The sequence below is a fragment of the Shewanella sp. SG41-4 genome (assembly GCF_014164505.1).
Lineage (GTDB): Bacteria > Pseudomonadota > Gammaproteobacteria > Enterobacterales > Shewanellaceae > Shewanella.
The window spans coordinates 1-1,919 of record NZ_JACJFI010000498.1 but is presented as its reverse complement, the minus strand read 5'-3'; the positions used below and the strand labels follow the sequence as shown (position 1 = coordinate 1,919).

3 protein-coding genes are annotated in these 1,919 nt (G+C 44.3%); all 3 read right to left on the bottom strand.

The features are described 5' to 3' along the window. On the bottom strand, positions 1-1,115 hold a 1,115-nt coding region (gene tnpC, locus H5202_RS21575; protein ID WP_182773853.1), incomplete at its 3' end, for an IS66 family transposase. A gap of 90 nt (positions 1,116-1,205) precedes the next feature. Beyond that, positions 1,206-1,550: an IS66 family insertion sequence element accessory protein TnpB gene (gene tnpB / locus H5202_RS21570; RefSeq protein ID WP_182773852.1), complete on the bottom strand. Its 345-nt coding sequence runs from the start codon at positions 1,548-1,550 to the stop codon at positions 1,206-1,208. Beyond that, positions 1,547-1,846 carry an IS66 family insertion sequence element accessory protein TnpA gene (tnpA, locus tag H5202_RS21565; RefSeq protein WP_182773851.1) on the bottom strand — a complete coding sequence of 100 codons (300 nt, stop codon included), beginning with the start codon at positions 1,844-1,846 and terminating at the stop codon, positions 1,547-1,549. The genes tnpB and tnpA overlap by 4 nt, the downstream gene beginning before the upstream one ends. Positions 1,847-1,919: the final 73 nt, after the last annotated feature.

The following is a 1,919-nucleotide window of genomic DNA, read 5'->3' as shown; positions in this document are numbered from 1 at the left end:
TCGGCTTGTTGCTTTCTCAGCTGTTGACGCGCTTGGGAGGTTAAGTTTTTTGCCTGTTTTTCTATACCGTAAAGTTTGGCAATATAACTCAATGCTTTTTCGGGTTTACCTGCTTTTTTGGATGGCGTTGCTTTTTGTGCATCGGTAAATTTACGTCTGGCATGTGCCATACAAGCGGCTTGAGTGACCTGCTCAAGCGTATTGTAAGCACTGTAGCCATCGGTCAGGAGGTAGCCTGAGTATCCCGTTAGGAAATCCTTTACACAGGCGGCAGCACGACTCGGTTGATAGTCATAAATAACCGCAGGGTTTTCTGCAAATTCACCACTGCGGTAAACCCACATGTACGACTTAGTTTCGGCTTGTCTGTCTTCTTCTCGAAGGACTTGTACCGTTGTTTCATCGGCACAAATCAGCTTTTCATTCAGGAGTTTGGCTTTCATTGCATCGATGATAATTTGGACTTTATCACCTAGTTGTACACACCAATTTGCGAGTGTGCCTCTGCTGATTTCAATACCGGAGCGATTTAAAATATCAACCTGGCGATAGAGCGGTAATGCATCAACATATTTAGCCGTGACGATTGCCGCAAACGTTTCAGCACTGCCCATGCTTTTAGGCAACATACTCGCAGGCTTAGGGGCGGTAATAACTTTATTGCTGACTTGTGTTTTTTCACATTGACGACACGTGTATTTGGTACGCTCATGACGGATAACGCTGACTTTCTGTGGAATGATTTTTAGCTCTTCACTAACTTCTTTTCCGCATTCATGAAGGGGTGTTTGGCAACATTCACAACAAGGGGCGCTGAGTTCGTGCTGATAAACTTCACGCTCAAGCGCTTCAGGTAAAGGTTTTCTGCCTGTTTTAGCCTTGGTCTTGTTTACTTTGGGCAACGCATGTTGCTGCTCAGCTTCGTTAAACGTGCCCTTGGCGACCTTTTCACTTTGTGATGAAAAGCGCTTGGACTTACTTAAGTTGAGTTGCTCAATCAGCAGCTGAACTGTCGTTTTAAGCTCAGCAATTTCTTCTGCTTGTGCACGCTCTTTTGCTTGCAGTTGCAGCAACATGGCTTTGAGTTGTGCTACGTCATCAGGTAGGTCAGTCAAGGTGGCTCAGGTCTTAAAAGGTTTTTAATATCCTTAGTGTGACAGCGAAAAATGATCGTTCAAGTAGAAATTTGCGATCAACATTCACCGTCACACTTCAAGTCCAAATATGGGTCGATGCGCCTTAGGATTATCTAAGGTTAATCCCGATAATAGCCAATGTAATTGCTGCTTGCTGATATGAACTGCGCCATCACATTTAGGCACTGGCCACTTAAAATGCCCTTTTTCGAGGCGACGATAGTAAAGCCAAAATCCGTTAGTATCCCAGAATAAGATTTTAAGTTTATCGCGGTGTCGATTACAAAAGATAAACCAAGCCTGGCTAAAGGGGTCCATCTCAAGCGTATCTGCGACGATTAATGATAATCCATCAATCGACTTTCGCATGTCGGTGACACCTGATACTAGGTACACATTACCGGTCGGTGTCATAGCAATGCAGCAACCCAATGTCTAATTTGAGCTTGGCTCAGCGTAGCAGGAAATTCAGCGCGAATACCGTTGGTAAAGGTAATGTTCACCGACAGAGCTTGCGTATATTCATGTTCATCGACAATGATGGGGGGCAAGGTTTGCATGGCGTCAGGAACGCGCAACCGCTTAGACCAATAGTAGAAGGTTTGATAACTGATGCCGCTGTCTGTACAGAATTGCTTAATGGATAGCTGGCTTTGTTTTTGTTGTTCAACAATTGATACCCAATGGGCGCGCTTTTGTTCTTGGTTCATAGTACCTCCGGTGAAAAAGGCACTATATTAAAGCGTGAGTATTATTGGTATGTGGGGTTAATTAACCGCTTAC

Bases quoted from the DNA above. Each gene is read 5' to 3' on its own strand.
- tnpB (WP_182773852.1), bottom strand. From the start codon at position 1,550: ATGACACCGACCGGTAATGTGTACCTAGTATCAGGTGTCACCGACATG.
- tnpA (WP_182773851.1), bottom strand. From the start codon at position 1,846: ATGAACCAAGAACAAAAGCGCGCCCATTGGGTATCAATTGTTGAACAA.